The sequence below is a fragment of the Tessaracoccus antarcticus genome, assembly GCF_003688855.1.
In the GTDB taxonomy this organism is placed as follows: Bacteria; Actinomycetota; Actinomycetes; order Propionibacteriales; family Propionibacteriaceae; genus Arachnia; species Arachnia antarctica.
Window position 1 is genome coordinate 35,291 of the sequence record NZ_REFW01000008.1, and the last position, 22,669, is coordinate 57,959.

The following is a 22,669-nucleotide window of genomic DNA, read 5'->3' on the forward strand; positions in this document are numbered from 1 at the left end:
CCAGTCAAGGGCTCCAAACTTAGCTGGGCATTAGGCAAAGGAATTGATCAGGATGACCGCACCAGCGTCAGGGGCTGAGGGTCTGAACCATCAAGCACCCCACCCTGCGCGTCGAGCTCCCATGAGGCGCCAGTGCCTCTCGGCCGGGCGGGGGGATGACTCGGTGCGGGCACGGAGGCCTACCAAACGCTCGGCGTGAACCGTTAGGTCCGCGGAGAGAAGGTAGGTGATCCCGGTTTTTCAACTCGAAGGACGGGGGTTATCGAGATGGCAATTCCAGCGCCAGGTTTCATGCGGTGGTTGTCTTATCGACACGGCTAGAGATTCTTCGAGGATCATCCAGAGACCCCGGTCACCTCTCCCTACGAGCCGATCCCGCTCTACGCCGCACCAAAGACTTGCCTACCCCAGCCACCGTTGGTCATGATCAGTGACGACTATCTGGCACCTACCCGCGACGCAATGAAGTCCCACACACCTGGTGCATTCCGGATCTTTTCACTGTGACCTCTGTTGGGTGGGCTGTCTCTGGGTATGACGGCGTCGTTGCACAAGCTGACGGCTGGGTCTGGGTATGACTACCTGACCCGGCAGGTCGCTGCCCAGGACTCGACGGAGAAGGGACACGCCACCTTGGCGTCGTACTACTCCGAGAAGGGAGAAACCCCAGGTACCTGGTGGGGGAGTGGACTGGCCGGATTGGGCGATGTGGCCGTGGGGGATCAGGTTTCGGCGGAGCAGATGAAGGCCCTGTTCGGTGCTGGCCTGCATCCGAACATGGCCTCCCGGCTGGCCGCCTTGCCGATCGATGCGTCACCTACGGAGATTCGGGAGGCTTCGCGTTTGGGGGCGCCGTTCAAGGTGTTCTCCGGGGCAACAGGTTTTCAGAAAGAGGTGGCGATCCGCTGTGGCGTGTGGGAGGCGGCGCATCCGGGGGTGGGGGAGGTGCCGGTGGGGGTGAGGGCTGAGTTCCGCAACGACATTGTCCGGGAGGAGTTCGTCGAGCGGTTCGGTCGTGCGCCGAGCGTGTTGGAGTTGTCGTCTCAGGTGGCGCGGTTGTCGCGGGATCCGTCGACGGCGTGTGCCGGATTCGACCTCACGTTCACGCCGGTGAAGTCGGTCTCGGCGTTGTGGGCGGTGGCCCCGGTTCAGTTGGCGGCCCGGATCGAGGACGCCCACCATGCGGCTGTGGCGGATGCTTTGCGGTTTCTGGAGCAGCGGGCGTTGTTCACCCGCTGCGGGGCTGATGGGGTGCGGCAGGTCGACGTCACCGGCCTGGTGGCCGGGATGTTTGTGCATCGGGATTCCAGGGCGGGGGATCCGAACCTTCACACTCATGTCGCTGTGGCGAACAAGGTTCAAACCTTGGAGGGGAAGTGGTTGGCGATCGATGGCAGGTTGATCTTCAAGGCGAAGGTGGCTGTCAGTGAGACCTACAACACTCAACTCGAAGCACATCTCGCCAAGCTCGGGATCCGGTTCGCGGAGCGTGCCGACACGGAGCTGGGGAAGCGTCCGGTGCGGGAGGTGGTGGGTGTGCCGGGGGAGTTGTTGCAGCGGTGGTCGTCTCGGCGGGTGGCGATCGTGGCCAGGCAGGCGAAATTGGCGGCCAGGTTCCAGGACGAGCATGGGCGGCCGCCGACACCGGTGGAGGCGATCAAGTTGGCGCAGCAGGCCACGCTGGAGACCCGCGACGCCAAACACGAACCCCGAAGCCTCGATCAGCAGCGGGCCACGTGGCGGGCTGAGGCAGTCCAGGTGGTGGGGGAGGAGGGCATCAACGACTTGGTGGCGGCTGCCACCACACCGAACCAGGGGGTCCAGCCGATCACTTCGGAGTGGGTGTCGTCGACGGCCCGTGAGGTGGTCGCTGCTGTGGAGGGGTCCCGGGCGACGTGGCAGGTGTGGCATCTGCGTGCTGAGGCCTCCAGGCGTGTCCGGGAACGGGCCATCACCCCCGACACGGCGAGGGTGGTGACCGAGCAGCTGTTGCAGGAGGCGATCCGGCTGAGTGAACCTGTCGGTGACGCCGGCGGTGACGGAATTCACGAGCCCAATGTGCTGAGGCGTCGGGATGGGGCGTCGGTCTACACCGTGGCCGGGGCGCAGCTCTACACCTCCGAAACCATGCTCTCGGCCGAAAGCGACATTGTCGAGCTCGCCGGACAAACCGATGGGCGCCGGGTGGGAGAGATGGAGGTTTCACTGGCGCTGTTGGCTTCCACCGCCAACGGCATCACCCTCAATGCCGGTCAAACGAACTTGGTGCGGCAGATGGCAACCAGCGGGGTGAGGGTTCAACTTGCACTGGCGGCGGCGGGGTCGGGGAAGACCACCGCCTTGAAGGTGCTGGCGGATGCCTGGCGGGAGGGCGGCGGAACTGTTCTGGGGTTGGCGCCCTCCGCGGTGGCGGCCAGTGTGTTGCGGGACCAGACCGGGGATGCCACCACCATCGCCAAGTACGTCTGGGACCTGAACCACACCCATCAAGGCGCCATGGACGTAGGTGTCGGGGCGGACACGTTGGTGATCATCGACGAGGCGGGCATGGCCGACACCATCTCCCTGGCCACCGTGATCGGGCATGTCATCGGGCGGGGTGGCTCGGTCAGGTTGGTGGGGGATGACCAACAACTCGCCGCGATCAGCGCCGGTGGGGTTCTGCGTGACATCGCCGAGATCCACGGCGCTGTCGAACTGAACGACCTCCTGCGCTTCCGCGACCCGGCCGAGGCGGCTGCGTCGCTGGCGTTGCGGGATGGGCGTCTCGAAGCGTTGGGGTTCTACCTCGACACCGACCGCATCCATGCCGGCACCCGCGAATCCAGCCTCGAACAAGCGTTCAACGACTGGGCCAAGGACAGGGCTGCCGGGTTGGACAGTCTCATGTTGGCCGGAACCCGCGACACTGTCACTGATTTGAACCGCAGGGCCAGATCCCACCGCCTCACGGACTCAGCAGGGGGTGAGCTGGGGGAGGAGGTGGGGTTGGTGGATGCGAACTGGGCCTCGGCAGGGGATGTGATCGTCACCCGCCTCAACGATCGTCGGCTGGCGATCTCGGCGACGGACTGGGTCAAGAACGGTGACCGCTGGATGATCCAACACGTCACCCGGCAGGGCGTGGTGCGGGCCAGGCATTGTGACTCGGGCCTCATGGTGAGGTTGCCGCAGGACTATGTCGCCAGGTATGTGCAGCTGGGTTACGCCGTGACAGTGCACGCCGCCCAAGGACTGACAGTGGACGTCACACGGGGAGTTCTGACCGGTGATGAATCCCGGCAGCAGCTCTACGTCATGGCCACCCGCGGAAGACACGCCAACCACCTCTACATTCCCGTCGTCGGCGACGGTGATGAACACAGCCTCCTGCACCCCACCACCCTGCGACCCGAAACCGCAGTCGACGTCCTCCAGAGCGTCTTGGCCAGGGATGGTTCGCCACGCTCGGCCACCACGGAGGCCCGCGATCAGATGGCACCATCGATCAGACTCGGCCATGCCGCCGGCCGCTACGTTGATGCCCTCCACCTGGCCGCCGGAACCACCAACGATCCAGATGTTGTCACCGCCCTGGACATTGAAGCGGATCAGATCCTGGCAGGGTTGACGTCGTGCGCGGCATGGCCGGCCCTGCGCGCCACCCTCCTCCTGCATGCGGTCGACGGCCACGACCCAGTCACCGAACTTCGCACCGCGGCTACGGTCCGTGAACTGGGATCAGCGGATGACCCGGCAGCTGTCCTGACCTGGCGGATCAACATTCCCACGGACAAAGGTCCGTTGCCGTGGCTGCCGCCCATCCCCGAAGCCTTGACCCGGCACCCAGATTGGGGTCCCTACCTGGCCGCCAGAACACACCTGGTGACATCGGCCACCGAAGAAGTACGGGAAACAGCCACCCGCTTGGGTAGGCCGGGCTGGTCGCTGCCCGGACAACCACTGACCCCCTCCCTGATCGAAGACGTTGAGATTTGGCGCGCCGCGACCGCTGTGGAGGCTGGAGACAGGCGGATCCTTGGAGCGGTACAACTGGGCGCCGCAGCACGGTCCTGGCAGCGTCACCTCGAAAACAGACTCCAAGCCGACATCCCCAGGGTGTGGGCGGACATGCTGGAAGACCTCCACCCCGACATCCGCAACGACCCCTTCACCGGCCCGCTCACCCACCGCATCGCAGCACTCCACACCGCCGAAGTCCCTATTTCGGAGATGCTGGCCGAAGCCGCTGCCGACGGACCCCTCCCCGCGGAGCAACCCGCCGCAGCCCTGTGGTGGCGCCTCTCCCGCCACCTCACCCCCACCCACACCACCGCCACTGTTGACCCGGCCCCGATCAGCTGGGGCGCGGACCTGCAAACCTTGGTCGGCGTGGTCAAGGCAGTTGAGCTGGAAGGCAGTCGCTGGTGGCCCCTCCTGATCGAGGCGGTCAACGACGGCCTACATGCGGGACTGTCCTTGCGTGACTTGCTCGTCATCAATGATCGGGCTGATGTCTCACCTTTCGACGACGACTGCCACGCCCTGATGTGGCGGGCCCACCAGCTCACCACCACACCCCCCGAAGCGGAGGAGGAGCCGCCCCACCCCGACGACCTCCCACCAGAAGACCTTCACCACACCGACACCGATACCGATAGCGAAGAGGATCTCGACGAGGCACTCCGGCGCGCCGCCTGGGTGAAAGAGAACACTGAGCCGGACTTCACCGAGATCAAACTCCGCCGGGACTTCGCCTCCGCAGACCGTTGGGAGGCCACCCCCCACACCCCAGAGCGCCTGGCCCTGGTCAATGATCTGGCCGCAGACTTCTACACCCGCCAGCTACCCGGCTCGTGGGCACACCCCTACCTCACCCACCGCCTCGGTAATGACATCGCCGGGGACATCCGGTTCCGTGCTGGCTACGCACCCCAGGGCTGGACCCACCTTGTCACCCACCTCCGCAACCACGGCATCACCGATGACGAAATGCTCACCGCCGGTCTCGCCATCCGCACCCGCGACGGCCGACCCATCGACAAATTCCGCGACAGACTCACCTTCCCCATCACAGCCGATGGCACGGTGGTCGGTTTTGTTGGCCGCCGCAACCCTGCCCGTCTTGATGACGCGGCCGGGCCGAAGTACCTCAACACCGCCACCACACCCATGTTCAGCAAACGAGACGTCCTCTTCGGCCACGACCACCTCACCCCCGACACCGTCCCGGTCATCGTCGAAGGCCCCATCGACGCCATCGCCATCACGCTGGCCGGGCACGGTCACTACATCGGCGTCGCACCCCTGGGCACCGCCCTAACCCACGAACAAACCCTCACCCTCCCCCCAACACAGACCCCGATCATCGGCACCGACGCCGACAACGCCGGCACCCTGGCCGCCGAGAACATCTTCTGGATACTGGCCGCCCACCGCCTCGACCCCACCCGACTCGCCCTACCCGCTGGCAGCGACCCCGCCGACATCCTGCACACCCAAGGCCCGCAGCCCCTCCGTGACCTTCTCGAGTGTGCCTACCCCCAAGCCGACCACATGACCAACGAGCGCCTGATCCACCTCCCGCACCCGGAAGCACAATCCCAGCTCGCCAGCATCCTTGCAGCCCGCCCCGCTAATACCTGGCCCCAGCTCACCAACCTTGTCTCCGACGACACCAAGACTGTGAAGGGTGCGCTATTGGAGGCCGCCTCAGCCTGGACCACCGCCCCTGTGGAAAAAGCCGATGCTGCCCGAGAACAAACCCGACAACTACGCACCCGCCTACAGGAACTCGACGACTCCGACCAAACAACAACCCACATCCCGGGGCGGCCGCAGCAGGCCACACCCGCATTCCCCAACACACACGAGCGCTACCTCCGCCGCAGCCAACACCCACCCCGGAGTACCGGTCCACGTCGCTGAATCATAGGCGGGCGCCCCAGCCCACGCGCAAGACCATCGGGACTGCTGCACATCTTGGTGACAGGTTGGGTTAGGCGGCTGGAGGGCAGTTGTGGTCATGATGGTCTCGTACTCGACGGGGGTCAACCGGGCCAGACGTTGTTGACGTCGGCGACGGTGGTAAGTCCGCTCGATCCAGGTGATGATCGCCAGCCGGAGTTCGTTCCTGGTGGCCCAGCGTTGCCGGTCCAACACGTTCTTCTGGAGCAGAGCGAAAAACGATTCCATGGCCGCATTGTCACCGGCCGATGCGACTTGGCCCATCGAGCCGGCCAAGCGGTGGCGCCGGAGGGCGGCAAGAAACTTGCGGGATCGAAATTGACCGGGTTCAACCCGTGGAAGCAACACCTGGAGTCAGGAGGGTGTTGTGGCACGACCATCGGAGTGGATGCGAGAGGTGACAGGGCGAGCGCCGATGAAGTCGCCTGGCCATCCCGGGCATCAACGCTTGATAGAGCGGTTGTTCTGGGAACGGGTCAGTGCGGGTTTGCTGCCGTCGGAGGCCGGGGTCGTGGTGGGTGTGTCGGCGGTGGCTGGCTCGCGGTGGTTCCGCGATGCTGGCGGTATGTCGCCGTACTCGTGGGGGCCACCGTCGGGCCGGTACTTATCGTTTGCAGAGCGTGAGGAGATCGCGCTGCTGCGGGTTCAGGGAGTTGGGGTACGCAAGATCGCGGCGGCACTGGGACGTAGCCCATCGACGATCTCACGTGAGTTACGGCGCAACGCCGCCACCAGGGGCGGGAAACTCGATTACCGGGCATCAGTGGCGCAGTGGAAGGCCGAGCTATTCGCCAGGCGCCCGAAGACGGCCAAGCTGGCCGAGAATCCACGGCTGCGTGACTACGTTCAAGAGCGTCTAGCTGGGCAGATCAACGATCCAGATCACAACCCTGCAGGTCCGGCGACAGGGGCGTGGACCGGCCGAAACAAGCCGCATCGATCTGATCGGCAATGGGTACGGGCATGGAGTCCGGAGCAGATCTCCAAGCGCCTCAAGCTCGACTTCCCCGATGATGAGTCCATGCGCATCAGTCACGAGGCGATCTACCAAGCCCTATACATCGAGGGCCGAGGAGCGCTCAAGCGTGAGTTGATTCTGTGTCTACGCACCGGGCGGGCGCTGCGGATGCCCCGCGCGAGGTCCAAGCGCGTGACATGGGCCCACGTCACTCCCGAGGTACTGATCAGCCAACGCCCAGCAGAGGCCGATGACCGAGCTGTCCCTGGCCACTGGGAATCTCAATGAAGATGTCAAGCAGCAGTCTGGATGTTGGAGGCCACAGGTTCCATGTAGTGAGTGTTGTCGCGAAGGATCGCCCAGATCACGTTCATGCGCCGGCGGGCCAGGGCGATGAGCGCTTGCTTGTGTGACTTTCCCTCAGCTCGTTTGCGATCATAGAACGTTCTCGATGCTGGGCTGTTTTTGAGGCTTGATAGGGCGGCGAGGTAGCAGGTGCGCAGGAGTCGTCGGTTGAAGCGTCGTGGCCGGTGAAGGTTCCCACTGATGCGTCCAGAGTCTCTCGGGACGGGTGCGAGACCAGCGACGCAAGCAAGCCGGTCGACGTTGTCGAACGCGTCGAGGCTGCCGCCAATCTGCGCGAGGAACGTGGCAGCGAGAACGGGTCCGAACCCGGGCATGCTGAGCAGGTTCGTGGCGCCGTGATGCTGGGCGACTTGCTGCGTGATCTCAGCGTCGATGCCGGCGAGGTCGTCATCGATAGCGGCAATCTTCGCGGCGAGCTTGGATACCAGCGCCGACCCGACGGATTGGGCAGGCAGGTTGGTGCCCTGCGCGTGAGCGGCACCGACAGCTGCCTTCGCGACGCCAGCGCTATTGCGGCAGCCTCGCGCCTTCAACCACGCTGCGAGCCGGGTGACACCGATCCTACGGAGACTCTCTGGGGTCGCGTAGTGAGATAGCAGCACAAGGGCGGCCTTGTTCTTCGAGTAGTCGAACGCCCGCTCCAACGCAGGAAAGTACTCGAGCATCGTTGCGCGCAACCGGTTGATCGCGCGCACTCGATCATGGACGACATCTAACCGGTGAGAGGTCAGCAGACGCAGATCGACGGCGACTTGAGTGGCGATCCGGACAGGCTGAAGGTCGGTGCGCATGCGGGCCTGGTCGGCGATGATGCGGGCGTCCTTCGCGTCGGTCTTCCCGTCACCCCGATACGTCGCCGCAGCGTGATGCACGACCCTGCCAGGGATGTAGAGCAGCTGCTGCCCGTGAGCGGCGAGCAAAGCGATCAGCAAGGCGGCACCACCATCGGTGAGGTCCGTCGCCCAACAGATCTCGCCTTGACCGTCGAGGTCCATGACGGTGGAGATCAGGTCGAGCAGCGGAGTCTCGTCGTTGGTGACTTTCGTAGACAACAAGACAGTTCCGTAGCGGTCGATCACGACACAATGATGCGTTGTTTTGCCGGCGTCGATTCCGGCCCAAAGTGTCGGCATGGGGTTGTAGTCCTCTCGATCAGATGGGTGATTGTTCCCCTCGTCGATGACCACGCCGGCACGTCCTTACCCAACGATTACTGTCGCAATTCTCAATCAGCGGTCGAGTCATCAGCGGGCAGCGGGCGGCCATTCCCAGTGAGCCGTCCAGGCGGCAGGGAGACAAACTAAGCCATACCCGCTGCCCGAGGGTGACCGGAAACGCTACTCCAACTCGGATCCGGCCTCACCAAACAGCGTAAGGAGGGAGACCTCATCATCGGCACCGGCCGCTCCGCCATCGGCACCGTAGTGGAGCGCACCACCCGGTTCACCATGCTTGTCCACCTCCCTCGCGAGGAGGGCTGGGCCGCAACAGCTCCGGTCAAGAACGGCCCCGCACTCAGCGGCTACGGCGCCGTCTCGATGAACAAGGCACTGTCAGCCACTATGACGACCATGCCGGAGCAACTCCTGCGGTCGCTGACCTGGGACCGTGGCAAGGAACTCTCGGGCCATATGGCATTCAAGATGACCACCGGACTTCCGGTCTACTTCGCCGACCCTCATAGCCCCTGGCAGCGCGGGACGAACGAAAACACCAACGGGCTTCTTCGCCAATACTTCCCCAAAGGAACAGATCTATCTCGATGGGACGCCGGAGACCTCGCAGCGGTTGCCAACGCACTCAACACACGATCCCGCAAGACCCTCGGCTGGCGCACCCCCGCCGAAGCGATGGATCAGCATCTACGATTACTTCAAAGCAGCAGTGTTGCGACGACCAGTTGAATCCGCCTTGAGATCCTCGGTCAGAATGAACGATGCAACCGGCCACGTCACCGCGACGGGCAACGGCCATGTTCAGCGCGTCGACTGCCAGCTTGGCCTTCATCCGATCGGAGATGGAGTAGCCGACGATGCGGTTGGAGAAGACATCTTTGATCGCGCAGAGGTACAGCTTTCCGCTGCTGGCTGGGATGTTCCGTGATGTCGGTCAACCACAACTGGTTCGGCTTCTCCGCGGCGAATTTGCGCTCCACCAGGTCGTCATGGGCCGGTGGGCCGGGCCTCTTGCCGTTGGCGCCGCGCTTCTTCCCGAACACTGACCACCACCTGTTGTCCGCGCAGATCCGCCACACCGTGCGGTCGCAGCGTTGATGTCCGGTTGCGCGGAACTTCATCGGCCAGGAGCCGGTATCCGAACTCTGGATCATCACGATGCGCGTCGAACAGCGCGTTGGCAAGGTAGGCATCAGCGATTTCACGGGTACTGATCGGGGCGGCAAGCCAGCGGTAGTAGGGCTGGCGGGCGAGCTTGAGGACCCGGCACGAGACCGTGACGGGGATCCCGTCAGCGGCCAGCTCAGATACGAGCGGGTACATCATTTTGACGGCAGATTCGCCTGCGACAAATACGCCGCAGCCCGGCGCAGGACTTCATTCTCCTGCTCCAACAAGCGGTTGCGGCGCTTCAACTCCCGCAACTCTGCTGAGTCGGACTGGGTGACACCGGGACGGTTCCCGTCCTCGACATCAGCGATACGAAGCCACCGACGAAGACAGGACTCGGAGATCCCGAAGTCCTTGGCCAGTTGGGGGATCGGCGCATCGCCCTTGCGGGCAACGGCCACGACATCGTCGCGGAACTCCTTGGGATGGGCTTTCGGCATGACAGACATCCTTTCAGCAGGACCCCACGGCCCCACAGGTTAGGTGTCACCTACTCATGCAGCAGTCCCCCCCAACACCCCTCAACGACGCCGACGTTCGCGACAACCAAAAGACTGACACATCAGATGGGGACCGAGGCGGCATGAAACACAACATGTTGCGTAGGCGGCGTATGCGGAACACTAGGGGCGGTAGTTCCGTAAGTTTTTTGTCAGTGCTCTCCGGTAAGCTAAACCATGAAGCACACAGCCTCGGCAATCCGCCGAGGTGGCGGTGCCGAGGCTGGCTCTACTTGGACCGTAGACCTGCCACGTTACACCGCTTGAGGTGCTTCGACTTGATCGCTCGCAAGAGCAGGCAGGAGCCATAGATATGGCATCACGAAGTGCTAAGACCGGCCGTTACGTAAGTAAGGCCACGGCCAGGCGGAATCCCCGCACCACCGTTACTCACTCGGGGAAGTCGTCAGCGGCCACAGGAAATAGAAGCGCCATCACCGGTCGCTTCGTCACAGAGGCCACCGCGAAGCGTCACCCTGACACCACCATCACCGAAGGCGGTGCCTGAGATGGGTGGCTTCAAGCTCGACAAGCGGGCGTTGGACAAGCTGGCACAGTCCGCTGTCAAGGATGTCGTCCAGGACGCCCAGAAACAGCTCGACAAGGTGTACCACCAGCACAAGGGAGCATCCGTGTCAGTGATCGAGCCAGCGCTGCGCCGGGCGATGTCCTCAACCTCGATGCAGCTCGATAAGGCACAGCTCCGGGAATGGGCACAAATGATCGGCGACGGAAACCAGATCGAATTCCGTACCCGCTGACCAACGGACAGGGGCTGTGCCACCGTTTTCGCGGTGTCACAGCCCCTGCTTCATTTGCAGATGTGTGTTTGAAGGTTCTTCCTAACCGTAGGCCCGGACTGCGCGGATGGGGTACACCCCAGGTGCCCACTCTTCTACGTAGACCGGTGCGCTGGAGGCAGCGAGCATCTTGGGTCCCATCCGAGCGCTGTCGCAGATTTGTCCATGGCTCATGGACGTGAAGGAACAGACCGCGACCTGGACCTCAGGGACGGGGTCGCCGCTGGGGGAGCGGGTGTTGTATCGCATCGGATACTCGTCAGCGAGGATCCGAGACACGCTGCTGGAGTCGCAAAGCCACCCAGCGTCACACCTACGACTCACCGGCGCCCCAGCGTCCGAGCGCGACGATCGCCTCGCGCAAGGCGATCCCCCGGCCGGTCAGCGCGTAGGCACGGGTGTTGTGCCGCAGGGGAAGACGCGATAAAACATCGGCTGCCTCGAGTTCGCGCAGGCGAGTCGCGAGCATGTTCGTCGGCACTCCGAGGTCGCGTTGTAGATCGCCGTAGCGCTGCGGCCCATCGAGCAGCCGCTCCACCACGAGCAGCGCCCACCGCGCTCCGACGACATCGAGGGCCGCGGCGAGGTCGCTCACGCGGTCGGTTCGGCGTCCGGCTTCATCCAAAACGGCGAGTAGTGATAGCCGTCAAGGTCGTCGAACTGGCGCTGATACATGAAGGGGTAGTCGTCGGTGTCGCCGATCCGCCCGCCCGCGGCGCCGGCGCGCTCGACGAGCTCGTCGACGGCCTCGCGGTTGCCGAGGTCGAACGAGACCGTGACCTTCGAGGGGGTGTCAGGTCCGCCGACCAGCTCCCCGACGCCGCCGACGCTTGCGTACATCTCGTGGCTGCCGAGCATGACGTACTGCTCAGCTGCGATCGCGAAGCATGACACGTTGCGATCAGACATCTCGGCGTTGAGGGTCCAGCCGAGGGCGGTGTAGAAGGCAGTCGCGCGCTCGACGTTCTCGACCGGGCAAGTGATGAAAAGGCTCATGCAGTCAATACTTGCAAAATGCAAGTGCGACGTCAAGGCCCGGCTGCACTCCGCTCAGGCCGTTTCCACCGAGAGCTTCGATTCCGGCTCAGTGAGTCTTGAGGGTGACCCGGCAGGAGATCACTGAGGATGTGTGGTCCGTGATGTAACCGCCGATCCGCTCGTTGAGTTCTCGCCAGTGCGCGGCGCTCAGTCCGAGGTTCCTGATCCCGGGCCGCTCCTTCGATAGCTTCGGTGGACCGTCTGCATCTGCGACGGTCTCGAATCACATGCTTGATGCTCTAGGGCATCCTCCTCGCGTAAGGCACTCCCGCGATTGGACGATGAGCCTGACGCGAGATCGGGCAGACTGCATTCCTGGGGGACACCAAGGAGTTGATTCCGCACCCAGTCGCTTCAACCACCGCAGGAAGGGATGTAATGAAGCTTTTGCTCACCTCGGGGGGTATCACCAACACCAGCATCAGCGACGCGCTGATCGACATGCTGGGCAAGCCGGTCGCCGAGTCGACCGCGCTCTGCGTTCCGACGGCACGGTGGGGCTACCCCACCGACCGACCGCTCTCGGCGCGGGACTACATCAGTGGGCGTGCCTGGGGTGGCATGACAGCTCTCGGCTGGAAGTCGCTGGGAATCCTCGAGTTGACCGCGCTGCCCACGATCGGAGCGGAAACCTGGGTCCCCTGGGTCCGAGATGCCGACGTATTACTCGTCGCCGGTGGCGAAGCAACCTACCTGTGCCACTGGATGCGAGAGTCCGGGTTGGCCGATCTCCTGCCGTCACTGACTGACATGGTCTGGGTGGGCGTCAGCGCCGGCAGCATGGTGATGACCCCGCGCATCGGCACAGCCTTCGTTGAATGGCCGTCCGCGCCGGACGACCGCACCCTAGGCGTCGTGGACTTCTCGATCTTCCCCCACCTGGACGTCTTCCCCGAAAACACCCTGGCCGAAGCGGAGCGCTGGGCGGCCGACATCGGCGGACCCGCCTACGCCCTCGACGACCACAGCGCCATCACGGTGACCGACGGGACAATCGAGATCATCTCCGAAGGACAGTGGACGCACCTCTCCCCATAAGCGCCCCTCACACACTCGGCGCCGCAGCCCTTGTTGCATGCCGCACCACGCCCCCGCGAACCGCAGCCGGCTCACGTCGAATCGCAACCAGATCTCCAAGGTAAAAGTGACTCACCTGTTCGGCTGCTCGGCGCCGCACCCGTCACCGCGCGGCACTCGACGCCACGCCCGCCACACCGATTCGCGTCGAGAAGGAAATGACCCGGCAACGAACCGCGTCTCGGCTGCCTTGACACACTACGGAATCAAGGCGTCTCACCTTGCCCACGTCGACGACTCGACGGGGTTGTGTTGCATCCCATGGGTTTTAAGACACTTTAGTTACGAGACACCTTCACCTGTACCGATGCCGGATTCTGTCCCTCTGATCGAAATGCAGCGCAAATTGAACTTCTCCCACGCTTAGCACTTCGAACATATGGTCCGTTTCGTCGGCACCGGCCACCGGCGACGGCCCTGTTTGAAGCTCACCCCTCAGTTCGGAACAGCCCAAGCATCCTTCACGAAGGGGAACTCCTGGAGCGGGGCCATGCGGACTGCAGTTCGACGATCGTTCGGCGAGTAGGGAAGGCCGGGGTATCTATCCACCGGTTTCGGCCGGCGGGGCTATTTGCCTTGTAGGTCTTGGATGAAGGCGTCGGCCCGTCTGAGGTTCAGCGCCAGCTGCTCGCGCTTGGCGGTGGCTTGCTCAATGAAGGCTCCAAGCTTGGCCCGAGCCTCCGAGTCAGTCTTGTCCGCCGCCAGGGTATCGGCGGTGTCCAGCAGCTCGCCCATTTCCTCGAGGGTGAATCCCAGCGGCTTCATGGACCGGATCACTAGCATGCGCTGCAGGTCGGATTCGGTGTAGATCCGGAAGCCGCCTTCGCTTCGCGTGGTCGCAGGCAGGAGGCCCACTTCATCGTAGTGGCGGATAGTGCGCTGAGACAGGCTCGTGGCTTCGGCCAGATCCCCGATATGCATCGTCTGTCCGTTGGTGGGGGGTGGCGTTTTGTTCACGGGTTCTCCTTCTCCCTCGAATTTCAACCTTACCCTTACGTTAGGTTAAGGTTGAAGCTACTTGGTGCGTCGCAGCGGCCATTCCTCTCCGCAGCCAGCCATTGCCCAACGCGATGACGCACCGACCCACCCAACGACTCTATGTAACTGAGCGTCAGAGCGCTCTCACTCTCTTTCGAACGGAGCCATTGATGGCCACGAAAACAACGGCCGAGCACCCGGTTCCGACCCCGGACGAACGGCAATCGGTCCTGCGCACCCTCAGGTCCCCGCGACTGCTCAAGACCGAGGCCCTCGCCGGGCTGGTCGTGGCCCTGGCCTTGATCCCTGAGGCCATCGCCTTCTCCATCATTGCCGGTGTCGATCCGCGTGTCGGTCTCTTTGCTTCCTTCACCATGGCTGTATCCATTGCCTTCCTGGGCGGACGTCCGGCCATGATTTCCGCGGCCACCGGCGCCATCGCCCTGGTCATCGCGCCCTTGGTGAGAAGCCACGGCGTGGACTACTTCATTGCCGCGGTCATCCTGGCCGGGATCTTCCAGGTCATCCTGGCGCTGCTGGGCATGGCCAAGCTGATGCGGTTCATTCCCCGGCAGGTCATGGTTGGATTCGTCAACGCCCTGGCAATCCTGATCTTCATGTCCCAGGTCCCAGAACTGCTTGGCGTCCCGTGGATGGTCTACCCCCTAACAGTGCTGGGCCTGGTCATCGTCTTCGGTTTGCCCAAGATCACCACCGTGGTTCCCGCGCCGTTGATCGCCATCGTGGTCCTCACGCTCATCGCCGTTGCAGCATCCGTGGCCGTTCCCACCGTCGGGGACAAGGGGGAAATGCCCGATAGTCTGCCGAGCCTGTTCCTGCCGAACGTCCCGCTGAATCTCGAAACCCTGCAAATCCTGTTCCCCTACGCCCTGGCCTTGGCCTTCGTAGGTTTGCTGGAATCGCTGATGACCGCGAAACTCGTCGACGACGTCACCGATACCCGATCCAACAAGACCCGCGAATCCTGGGGCCAGGGCACCGCGAACATCATCACCGGCTTTTCTGGTGGCATGGGTGGGTGCGCGATGATCGGCCAGACCATGATCAACGTCAAGGCTTCCGGCGCCCGCACCCGGATCTCGACCTTCCTGGCCGGCGTTTTCCTGCTGATTTTGGTTGTGGCATTGGGCGACATTGTCGCGGTGATCCCGATGGCCGCGCTCGTGGCCGTGATGATCTTCGTTTCCGTGGCCACCTTCGACTGGCACAGCGTCAAGCCCTCCACCTTGCGCATGATGCCCAAGAGTGAAACCACCGTCATGCTCGCCACCGTGTTCGTCACCGTGTGGACACACAATCTGGCCATCGGCGTCGGCGTCGGGGTGCTGACTGCCATGGTCCTTTTCGCCAACAGGGTCGCCCACTTGGTCACCGTGGAGCGAACCATTGAGGACCACTTCGGGGTGCAATGCGCCAAGTACGTGGTCGACGGCGAATTGTTTTTCGCAGCGTCAAACGACCTCTACAGCCAGTTCAACTATGCGGATGATCCGGACCGCATCGTCATCGACCTGTACAACTCCCACCTGTGGGACGCCTCCACCATCGCCGCACTGGACGCCATCACCCACAAATACGAGAAATACGGCAAGGCCGTCGAAATTGAGGGGCTGAACACGGCCAGCCTCAAAATGCGCGAACGCATGGCCGGGAAACTCGGAGCCGGCCACTAACCAACTACCACTGTGCAGTAAGCACGTCGTGATTCCGGCCAAAAGACGTCATGGAACGCATCTGCACCGAAGCCATCACTTCAGCCCAACCGCCGCATCTACTCCGCCTCGACGGATCACGTGCTCCGTTGTGCCCGGCACATCAGGTTGACCCTCCCAGGCCACATCAGGCCGTGGCGGTGATGTGATGGCCCGCCTGCTGCTTCCAAGCAGCAAGCGTTGGCATCGCATAGGTGAATCAAGAGCGACGCCAGCGGGCGGTCAGGGCCGGACATGTCCGCTGAGACAGGCTGCTGCTGTAGCTACCATGTGTCGTATCTCTACGGAATCGAGACGTCTCTCCGTGCGCACGTCGACGGATCCGCGGGGTTGTGTTGCATCCCATGGGATACGAGGCACTTAGGTTACGAGACAGATTCACGCCGCAGATCGATCGCAGCGGGAGCGATCAGCGAAGCATCAAGATGGCGACTTGGTGAATTTTTTACCCTGGAAGCGGCTTCATCGAAGAGTCGAGTCCGCCAAAAATGAGGCGGCTGAGCGTTATCGTCGTATCGCTTCAGGCACTTGATAGCTCGTGAGAGTTCTGTATCTGATTTGCCTACTGTGGAGATGGCTGCTGTTGCCCTATCGAGACGCCGCCCAGATTGAACACTTCCTCGGGGTCTTTTGAACAAGCAGCCCGGATCGGTGGAAGCGTTCACAACGGCCCGCCCGGTTATCACGCTCAGCGGATTCTCGACGCGTCATGAATCCACCAGACGAACTGCTCCCAAAGGCAACAAGTCTTTGGGGCCGTCGACACGGATGCCGTCGACGGCTGCCACTTCGTCCCCGGTGGCGAGGTCGCGGCACCCGACAGTCCACCCCTTCACGGAGCGACCCACAGAAATCAGACCATTCTGAGTCAAGAAGAGCGTTCCGTGGCTGTCTGACGCTGCATCCGCGATGATGTCACTTTCACCGGTTAGGGCATCGGCTCGCCACAGCTTTGATCCCTGGAGCCAGTACAGGATTCCCTCAACGAGGACGGTATCAACAGGGAGGGAGTCTGTGTACCAGTCCGCCACGTCGAGGCGTGCGCCAGCGCCCCTCAAAGGGACGAGGTCTGTAAATCCAGTCTCGACATCGTGGGTCCACAGCTGCGCCACCCGGCCGCTCATTTTCGGAGCGTGAAGGATTTGGACACGTGCATTGTCGGTCACAAGGCGTCCGAATACGGATGAGCCATCTATCGAGGGGGCGAGCTTCTCTCCATCTGGTGCAGTGGAAAGGTCGGTAAAGGTGATCATGGGGTCGAACAAGGTCGAACTCGAGAACCCCACTGCTCGTCCGTCAACCCAAGCAACTCCTGCTCCCAGCCAGCCGTCGTGGGACCACACTTGTGGTGGTTGGTCCTTTGCGATTAGAGCTAGACCAGAAACATATCGATCGGCCGAGGGTGCACCACCGTCAATGACGACCAAAAAACCGCTATCGGTGGTGCTAATGCTGGTCAGCGAGGAACGTGGCTCAATGAAGCCATCTGTTGCCCATGTGGCAGCCATCTGCATCTCCTCTGACCAGATGTATGCCCCGTCGTCGCCCACCCAACTAAGAGCACCTTGATGCTCGACCAGACCGGGCTGGTCGATGGGCAGAAACGGAAACGTCTCCAGGACATCGCCGCCGAATCCAAGGAGTAATACTTGCCCTTCGCCGCTGCCATTAACTCGATGCCCGCCGAGAGTATTTTGGAACAGGAGTGCGAACTCGGGTTCTTCTACCGTTCCCGGCTGGGAAGGATCCTTCGAAGGCTTGTCAGCACCATGACATCCCACCGCAAGCACCGGCAGCAGAGGAGCAGCTGTCATAAGGGTACGGCGGCGCATCGGGATCCTTGGTTTGTGGAGAAAAAATGAAGATACAGAAAGAATGCCGAGCGGCTCAATCTAGGCCTTCACAACGATCTTAGGCGCCACGCACGCTTCGAGGCCTTCTGCACTGCCGACTGTCTTGCAACCCTAGGGATACAAGACGTCTCATCCATCACTGATCGCTGCGGTATCTCGCGCCATTTACCCGTTGCTGTGCGTGTCGTTGGGGGCATGCTCCAGTGCTGTGTGGGCTGCGTCTGCGAGTTGGGCTTCGTCGGGCAGGAGTTCTTGGATAGTCGCTGGGAGGGTGTCGTAGGTGTAATCGGCCACGGCCAGCGGCTGGGTGGTGCTGGCGAGGGAGTAGCGCACGACGCTGTCGTTGCGGCCGCTACACAGCAGGATCCCGACGGTGGGGAGGTGGCGGTCGTGGTCGCGGAGGTTGGCATCGACCCAGCTGACGTAGAAGCCGAGTTTGCCGAGGTGTTCGGGAGCGAAGTTGCCGATTTTGAGTTCGACGACGACGAAGCGTGATTGTGCCCAGTTGAAGAACAGCAGGTCGATATAGAAGTCGTCGCCCTCGACGGTGAAGTGGTACTGCCGTCCTACGAAGGCGAACCCGTGGCCGAGTTCGAGGAGGAAGTCTTGCAGGCGTGTCATCAGGGCCTGCTCGAGGTCGCGCTCAGCTGCCGGTTGGGTGAGGTCGAGGAAGTCCAGGACGTAGGGGTCGCGGGTCAGTTGTTGGGCGAGTTCAGAATCGGCTGCCGGGAGCTGGGTTGGGAAGTTCGACGGTGCCGCACCGGTGCGGGTGTGGAGGCGGTTCATGATCTGGTTGAGCAAGACGTTGCGTGTCCAGCCGTACTCAACGGCCGCGGCGGCGTACCAGTCCCGTTGCTGCAGATCGTCGAGTTTATCGAGCAACACCATGATGTGGCCCCACGGCAGTTTGGCAGCACTGCGCTGCCAAACCTCGCTGGATCCTGCGTTCGCGAACGTGCGCATGTATCGCAGATTGCGGGGACTGAAACCGCGAGTGCCGGGAAATGCGTCCTGCAAGTCTTGTGAGAGCCGGTTGATCACGGAGGTTCCATAGGCTTCGGTCTCCAGACGCTCCTGAATTGACATCCCAATCCGCCAGTACATCTCCACTAGTTCAGTGTTGATCCGGCGCTGCGCCTGCCACCGCGACCGGGCGACGGTGGTCTTGAGCTCCTCAAGGAGCTCTGCGTACCCCTGAGGCAGCGGCGACACCTGATCACTCACGACAACCTCCTCATGGGGCTCGGATGGGTTGCGTTGCGCGTGGCCATGGTCCCGAGTTTGTCAGAGATCACCCAGCTACCCGGCCAAGAACTCCTGAGCGTGTCCTCAGCCGCAAACGGGATACCTTCAGACGGGGAATCAGCTGAAGGCCTGGTCGTAGCCTCAAATGTCTCGTATCCATGTCTCGGACGTTCCCATGCTGATCCGGGTGCCCTGCGTTGGTTACGAGACAGGTGGAGGAGGTGTCACAGGTTCCTGAGCTCAGCTTCGAAGAGTCCGTAAACCATTCACCCGCCGATTTGTACAACGACTCCTCCATCGGCATCGGCCTCAGAGAGGAAAAACACATCGAACTCACTGCCTCCCAAGCGACATGTGGCATCGTCACCCGCGCGGGTTCACACCTGCCCGACAGCGCTGACATGAGGTCCGCCCACGAAATCTACAGCGTGAGAGTGGCGCAGAGGTGACCCGGATTCACAATCCGGTGTGCTGAGGTAGTCAACCTTGCCTGGGGTCACCTGAAATACGTCGACGATTGCGGCGTTCATTCTCGATTGCCCGGCAGCAGAACAACCCGCGTCCTGGATGCACCCGGTCAGGGAGGCCCCTGAGATGACGACCGCCACCCCGGCTGCTAAACCATGCCGCAGTTGTTTGCGCATGTGAACCTGCCTTGATTAAATGACCGCTTCTCCGACTTCCCAAAGTTCAGCACGTGAAATTACACGCCGGGGGCGTACTTCACTACCCGATGGCCAGCAACAGCGGTAATGAAGGCTGAGGTGGCCCGCAGTCGCCCGCGGCCTCCGCGATAGAGAGAGCTGCCTCAGAATGCCACTGATCCGCGGCGGCCTCCAACTATGACCCCACACTCAGGTCCGAAGAGCCCAGAATCGGCGCTTCCGTAGGCGAACATCGAGCACCAACCCCGCATTCGCTAATTCTCGGAGATCGTCTGCTCTGGGTAGTTAAGTCTCAAGCACTGGTATCCCTTGGCAATGGCAGCCCAGAGCCGTTGTTGGCCCTCTAGATCCCACTTCGCGTGAGGAAACCACTTCCACACGCCAGTGGGACGAGAAGACACCTGCCATCCCGATGCGATGAGCCATTCCGCTTGGGCGGGGTCATCGACGCTGCCCGCATTGGTGAGGCGGGCACGTGCGGTCTCACCGTCCGTGGTAGAGATTGTGACCCACCAGAGTTCGCCCGGGGTGAGTCCTTCACCGACGGGGACCTGCACCGCGTCTTGCCAGTCGACGGCGCCCCATCGCGACTCGTGGCTGAGCCGGGTGGCGTCGCTGATCGGTTCGCACTCCATGATCGCGACAAGCGCAGGGGCGGGAATAGGCTCCACCTCGACGTCGGGGTCACCGCGGACTGATTCCTGGACACTTGGTATGTCAATGGGGGACACCGAATCGTCCGTCGGAGATTTCGTGGGTGACGGTGTCTGACTGATCGCGCTGGAAGCAACAACACTGGGTGCGGGCCCGGGGACTGGTTCAAATACGGCGCAAGCTGGCAATACCAGCAAACTCAGCAGACCAATCCCAGCGATTGTGCGCACGGTGCTCCTCTTGCTTGCCATCCAACCAAACCCCAATTGTACCGGTCCCCGGCGGCAAGCAGGGCTCACCGGGTTGACCCTACGTGGGAAATGGGGAGTTCGACCGACAGCGACGAATAATGATCCAGGCCATTCCGGCCAAGCAGAGCAGGGTCATCAGTATCAGCGCCGCAATCGCGGGGTTCACCCAGGCCGGTACCAGGTCGTAGTATGCGTTACATTTCCCGGTGATTGGATACAGGCGTGCGTAGTCGTCGCGGTGTGTCTCGTAGTAGAGCTCGTCAAACAGCCAGCCACGGCGGCCACAGAAGGCATCGTATGTTTCGAAACCAACCGATGGTCGTGCCGAAGCACCTGCAATCCAGAACGCCACCCCAAGGTACGCCGACACGCAGACGCAGCGAAAAAACCACACTCCTCTTTTCCAGTTCTGGATCATGACGTCTCTCACGGAAAGCACGACGCCGATTGCAGGCAGCGCGAAAGCGACCAGGACACGCATCGTGACAAACAATAGAGTGGCTAGATCTTCCATCATCACTACAATCTCTCCGAACGTCCAAGGAACTCGTCCTGCCCAGCCACCGATAGGTACGACTTCTTAGGCGCCACCACGCTCATAAGAGCCTGCCCGATGAAGTCCGCGGAGCCGAAGTCACGCTCCGACGTTAGTCGCCCATGTCCCGTTCGGTTGGCACCCGACGATCTTGGAGGTGCTGGCGCCGCGCTACCGGGTGTCGGCCATGCAAGTGGATCTGGCGCCACGATCTCAGAACAGCAGCCCCGGTGCGGGGCAAGATGTCACGTGACGCGATCACGTGTAGGTGTCACCGGGATTGCTTTTGGGTCTACCCGTCAAGTGGTGGGGCTCTGCTGCTGGTCGACGGTTTGAGCGGCTGCCGCGCTTTGATGGCGGTACAGGGTGGCGCGTGACCATCCGACTAGCTCGGCTGCCTGGGTTGCGGTCTTGCCTTTGGCACGGGCCCCGGTGGCCATCTCAAGTTTCTCGGCGATGACGTCGGCTCGGACGGGGGGCCGGCCGAACCGGGTGCCGGAGGCTTTCGCTGCGGCGATGCCAGCATTGACCCGCTCGACGATGAGCTCGCGTTCGTACTCGGCCAGGGTGGCGAGCATGTTGAGCATCAACCGGCCGCTGGTGGTGGCGGGGTCGATCCCGTCTTGGACGGAGCGAACAGCGATTCCGGATTCGGTGAGGAGGTTGACGGTGTTCAACACATCGATCAGTGATCGACCCAAACGGTCGACCCGCCACACCACCACCGTGTCTCCGGGTGTGGCGTAGTCCAGGAGTCGGCGCATCCCCGGTCGTTGTGCTGCGGTCTTGCTGCCGGAGGTGACATCTGAGAACACGTCCCTGCTTTCGACGCCGGCACTGGCCAGTGCGTCGAGTTGCAGCTGCGCATCTTGGCTGGCGGTGCTGATCCGGGCGTATCCCAAAAGTCTCACAACGACAGTTTGAATCGCACTGGGTTTGCTGGAGACCCGGACTATTTGATTCCGGCCAGCTGGTTGCTGGTGGTTTCGTCAGCATAGATCGTGTTCTCGTGCTCGACAGGTGGGACGTCTCCGAGGTAGCCGTGGAGACGCTCGTGGTTGTGCCAGTACACCCACGTCAGGGTCCCCAGCTCTACTTCCTCGACCGTTTTCCACGGGCCCTTGTGGGTGGGTCCGTAGATGAGTTCGGCCTTGTAGTAGCCATTCACCGTCTCCGCGAGGGCATTATCGAAGCTATCCCCGACGGTTCCAATTGACGGGGTGGCCCCGATTTCGGCGAGTCGTTCGCCGTAGCGGATAGATGTAAATTGCGACCCCGCGTCGCTGTGACACCGCAACCCGTCGTGTTTCCGGCCTCGGGACCAGCGGGCCATCTCGATGGCATCGAGCACCATCGGGGTCCGCATGTTCGAGGCAACACGCCACCCCACGATCATCCGGGAGTAGGCATCCGTGATGAAACACACGTACGCCACCCCGGCCCAGGTCGGCACGTAGGTCAGGTCCGTGACCCACAACTGGTTCGGGCCGGCAGCGGTGAAGTCCCTCTTCACCAAGTCCGGATGCCGCACCGATGCCGGGTCTGACTTCGTGGTCCTGACCCGCCTGGACCGGGAGGCGCCGTGGATGCCGGCCACGCGCATCAGCCGGGCCACTTGGTCGCGGCCAACTTCCAGCCCGGCTCGTTGGGCGGCCTTCCACAGTTTCCGGGCTCCGTAGACCTGAAAGTTGTGTTCCCACAACACCACCAACTGCGGCACCAACA

13 protein-coding genes and 4 pseudogenes are annotated in these 22,669 nt (G+C 62.5%); 6 read left to right on the plus strand and 11 right to left on the minus strand.

Annotation, left to right across the window (positions count from 1 at the left end; translation table 11 throughout):
• The first annotated feature begins 513 nt into the window (after nucleotides 1-513).
• Nucleotides 514-5,907, plus strand: a complete 5,394-nt coding sequence (gene mobF, locus EAX62_RS16335) for a MobF family relaxase (protein ID WP_147454160.1) — start codon at nucleotides 514-516, stop codon at nucleotides 5,905-5,907.
• A gap of 90 nt (nucleotides 5,908-5,997) precedes the next feature.
• Here the strand turns inward: mobF and EAX62_RS16340 are convergent.
• A pseudogene (locus tag EAX62_RS16340) lies at nucleotides 5,998-6,267 on the minus strand (IS3 family transposase); the annotation flags it as partial.
• 67 nt (nucleotides 6,268-6,334) lie between these two features.
• Between EAX62_RS16340 and EAX62_RS16345 the strand changes: the two are divergent.
• A pseudogene (locus EAX62_RS16345) lies at nucleotides 6,335-7,183 on the plus strand (transposase); the annotation flags it as partial.
• 14 nt (nucleotides 7,184-7,197) lie between these two features.
• On the opposite strand, the gene EAX62_RS16350 reads toward EAX62_RS16345, so the two are convergent.
• Nucleotides 7,198-8,403 (minus strand): IS110 family RNA-guided transposase, encoded by a 1,206-nt coding sequence (locus EAX62_RS16350; protein WP_121902824.1) that lies wholly within the window; start codon nucleotides 8,401-8,403, stop codon nucleotides 7,198-7,200.
• A gap of 243 nt (nucleotides 8,404-8,646) precedes the next feature.
• On the opposite strand from EAX62_RS16350, the pseudogene EAX62_RS16355 reads away from it, so the two are divergent.
• Nucleotides 8,647-9,174 (plus strand): annotated as a pseudogene (locus tag EAX62_RS16355) (IS30 family transposase); the annotation flags it as partial.
• 7 nt (nucleotides 9,175-9,181) lie between these two features.
• On the opposite strand, the pseudogene EAX62_RS17260 reads toward EAX62_RS16355, so the two are convergent.
• Nucleotides 9,182-10,055 (minus strand): annotated as a pseudogene (locus EAX62_RS17260) (IS3 family transposase); the annotation flags it as partial.
• 569 nt (nucleotides 10,056-10,624) lie between these two features.
• On the opposite strand from EAX62_RS17260, the gene EAX62_RS16380 reads away from it, so the two are divergent.
• Nucleotides 10,625-10,876 (plus strand): hypothetical protein, encoded by a 252-nt coding sequence (locus EAX62_RS16380; protein WP_121902808.1) that lies wholly within the window; start codon nucleotides 10,625-10,627, stop codon nucleotides 10,874-10,876.
• Between the two features lie 352 nt (nucleotides 10,877-11,228).
• Here the strand turns inward: EAX62_RS16380 and EAX62_RS16385 are convergent, their stop codons facing one another.
• Nucleotides 11,229-11,510, minus strand: a complete 282-nt coding sequence (locus EAX62_RS16385) for a winged helix-turn-helix transcriptional regulator (protein WP_121902809.1) — start codon at nucleotides 11,508-11,510, stop codon at nucleotides 11,229-11,231.
• Nucleotides 11,507-11,911 carry a VOC family protein gene (locus EAX62_RS16390; RefSeq protein ID WP_121902810.1) on the minus strand — a complete coding sequence of 135 codons (405 nt, stop codon included), beginning with the start codon at nucleotides 11,909-11,911 and terminating at the stop codon, nucleotides 11,507-11,509. Before EAX62_RS16390 ends, EAX62_RS16385 begins: the two co-directional genes overlap by 4 nt.
• A gap of 420 nt (nucleotides 11,912-12,331) precedes the next feature.
• Between EAX62_RS16390 and EAX62_RS16395 the strand changes: the two genes are divergently transcribed.
• Entirely contained in the window at nucleotides 12,332-12,991 is a 660-nt protein-coding gene (locus tag EAX62_RS16395) for a Type 1 glutamine amidotransferase-like domain-containing protein (protein ID WP_121902811.1), read from the plus strand.
• 606 nt (nucleotides 12,992-13,597) lie between these two features.
• On the opposite strand, the gene EAX62_RS16400 is transcribed toward EAX62_RS16395, so the two are convergent.
• Nucleotides 13,598-13,987, minus strand: coding sequence for a MerR family transcriptional regulator (locus EAX62_RS16400; protein ID WP_199711362.1), 390 nt, complete (start codon nucleotides 13,985-13,987; stop codon nucleotides 13,598-13,600).
• Between the two features lie 191 nt (nucleotides 13,988-14,178).
• Here EAX62_RS16400 and EAX62_RS16405 point away from each other — a divergent pair, with 191 nt between their 5' ends.
• Nucleotides 14,179-15,702 (plus strand): SulP family inorganic anion transporter, encoded by a 1,524-nt coding sequence (locus EAX62_RS16405; RefSeq protein WP_121902812.1) that lies wholly within the window; start codon nucleotides 14,179-14,181, stop codon nucleotides 15,700-15,702.
• 746 nt (nucleotides 15,703-16,448) lie between these two features.
• Here the strand turns inward: EAX62_RS16405 and EAX62_RS16590 are convergent.
• From EAX62_RS16590 to EAX62_RS16440, 5 genes are all read right to left on the minus strand, one after another.
• Nucleotides 16,449-17,573, minus strand: coding sequence for a hypothetical protein (locus EAX62_RS16590; RefSeq protein ID WP_147454161.1), 1,125 nt, complete (start codon nucleotides 17,571-17,573; stop codon nucleotides 16,449-16,451).
• Nucleotides 17,574-17,759: 186 nt separating this feature from the next.
• The gene (locus EAX62_RS16415; protein ID WP_121902814.1) at nucleotides 17,760-18,818 is read right to left on the minus strand and encodes a PDDEXK nuclease domain-containing protein; all 1,059 of its coding nucleotides are present in this window, start codon (nucleotides 18,816-18,818) and stop codon (nucleotides 17,760-17,762) included.
• A 1,649-nt stretch (nucleotides 18,819-20,467) separates the two neighbouring features.
• Nucleotides 20,468-20,926: a hypothetical protein gene (locus EAX62_RS16430; RefSeq protein ID WP_121902817.1), complete on the minus strand. Its 459-nt coding sequence runs from the start codon at nucleotides 20,924-20,926 to the stop codon at nucleotides 20,468-20,470.
• A 317-nt stretch (nucleotides 20,927-21,243) separates the two neighbouring features.
• Complete coding sequence (locus EAX62_RS16435) at nucleotides 21,244-21,855, minus strand: recombinase family protein (protein ID WP_121902818.1); 612 nt, start codon at nucleotides 21,853-21,855, stop codon at nucleotides 21,244-21,246.
• Nucleotides 21,856-21,896: 41 nt separating this feature from the next.
• A partial coding sequence (locus EAX62_RS16440; RefSeq protein WP_121902819.1) for an IS3 family transposase occupies nucleotides 21,897-22,669 on the minus strand: 773 nt, incomplete at its 5' end.

Excerpts from the sequence above, each read along its gene's own strand:
- EAX62_RS16405 (WP_121902812.1), top strand. The coding sequence starts at position 14,179 with ATGGCCACGAAAACAACGGCCGAGCACCCGGTTCCGACCCCGGACGAA.
- EAX62_RS16430 (WP_121902817.1), bottom strand. The coding sequence starts at position 20,926 with ATGATGGAAGATCTAGCCACTCTATTGTTTGTCACGATGCGTGTCCTG.
- EAX62_RS16395 (WP_121902811.1), top strand. The coding sequence starts at position 12,332 with ATGAAGCTTTTGCTCACCTCGGGGGGTATCACCAACACCAGCATCAGC.
- EAX62_RS16350 (WP_121902824.1), bottom strand. The coding sequence starts at position 8,403 with ATGCCGACACTTTGGGCCGGAATCGACGCCGGCAAAACAACGCATCAT.
- EAX62_RS16380 (WP_121902808.1), top strand. The coding sequence starts at position 10,625 with ATGGGTGGCTTCAAGCTCGACAAGCGGGCGTTGGACAAGCTGGCACAG.
- EAX62_RS16390 (WP_121902810.1), bottom strand. The coding sequence starts at position 11,911 with ATGAGCCTTTTCATCACTTGCCCGGTCGAGAACGTCGAGCGCGCGACT.
- EAX62_RS16590 (WP_147454161.1), bottom strand. The coding sequence starts at position 17,573 with ATGCGCCGCCGTACCCTTATGACAGCTGCTCCTCTGCTGCCGGTGCTT.